The 1,418-nt window shown below is 67.1% G+C and carries 1 protein-coding gene; it reads left to right on the forward strand.

Going from position 1 to position 1,418, the window contains the following annotated elements; all coding sequences use genetic code 11:
* Window positions 1–117 precede the first annotated feature (117 nt).
* The coding region (locus tag ACWDUD_RS30635; RefSeq protein WP_450111778.1) for an amino acid adenylation domain-containing protein at window positions 118–1,418 on the forward strand (1,301 nt) is incomplete at its 3' end.

A 1,418-nucleotide genomic window follows, 5' to 3' on the forward strand; every position in this document is an offset into this window, starting at 1 on the left:
GCGTTCGGTGTGTTGGCGGGGGCTGGTGGTGTGCGGTTGTCGTCGGTGGATGTGGTGCCGGTGGCGGATCGGGTGTTGGTGTCGGGGTTTGCGGTGGGGGAGTCGGTGCCGGTTTCGGTGTCGACGTTGGATGGGTTGTTGGCGTTGTCTCCGGGTTTCGGGTCGGGTGCGCCGGCGGTGGCGTTCGGGGACGAGTCGTTGTCGTATGCGCGGTTCGAGTCGCGGGTGAATCGGTTGGCTCGGGTGTTGGTCGATGCCGGTGTGCGGGTGGGGGATCGGGTTGCGGTGTGTGTGCCGCGGTCGTTGGATCTGCCGGTGGTGTTGGCGGCGGTGATGCGGGCCGGTGGTGCGTATGTGCCGGTGGATGCGTCGTATCCGGTGGAGCGGATCGAGTATGTGCTCTCCGACAGTGCGCCGTCGTTGGCGGTGGTGGATGTGTCGGCTCGGTCGGTGATCTCGGGTGTTCCGGTGGTGGAGTTGTCGCCGGGTTCGTGGGACGGCTGGTCGGGGGTGTCGGATGCGCCGGTGGTGTTGTCGCGGCCGGTGTCGGGTCGGGATGCGGCGTATGTGATCTATACGTCGGGGTCGACGGGTCGGCCGAAGGGTGTGGTGGTCGAGCATCGGTCGTTGGTGAATTTCCTGGTGTGGAAGATGCGGGCGACGGGGATCGTGGCGTCGGATCGGGTGTTGCAGAAGGCGCCGACGGCGTTCGATGCGTCGGTGTGGGAGTTCTTCGTGCCGTTGGTGGCGGGGGCGACGGTGGTGGTGGCCGAGCCGGAGGGTCATCGGGATCCGTCGTATCTGGTGGGGTTGATGTCCTCGGGTGCGGTGTCGGTGGTGGAGTTCGTGCCGTCGATGCTCGATGCGTTGCTCGAGTTCGTGTCGGATCCGTCGCAGGTGGCGGGTGTGGAGCGGGTGTTCTGTGGTGGGGAGGAGCTTTCGCCTGCGTCGGCGTCGGCGGCGTTGGAGGTGTTCGGGGATCGGTTGTTCAATCTGTACGGTCCGACGGAGGCGACGGTGGGGATCACCTCGCAGGTGATTTCGCGGGAGGTGGTGTCGCGGTCGCGGGCGGCGTTGCCGATCGGGTCGCCGGCGTTCAATTCGTCGGCGTGGGTGTTGGATCGGTTCCTGCGTCCGGTTCCGGTGGGGGTGCCGGGTGAGTTGTATCTCGGTGGGGTGCAGGTGGCGCGGGGGTATCACGGTCGGCCGGGGTTGTCGGCGACCGCGTTCGTGGCGAATCCGTTCGGCGTCGGGGCGAGCGGAGCGACGGGGGATGTCGCTGCTGCCGGGGGGCGGTTGTATCGGACCGGGGATCTGGTGCGGTGGAATGCGTTCGGTGGGTTGGAGTATCTGGGTCGGTGTGACGATCAGGTGAAGATCCGCGGGTTCCGGGTGGAACTCGACGAAATCCGCGCCGC

The sequence above is a fragment of the Rhodococcus sp. NPDC003382 genome (genome assembly GCF_053589135.1).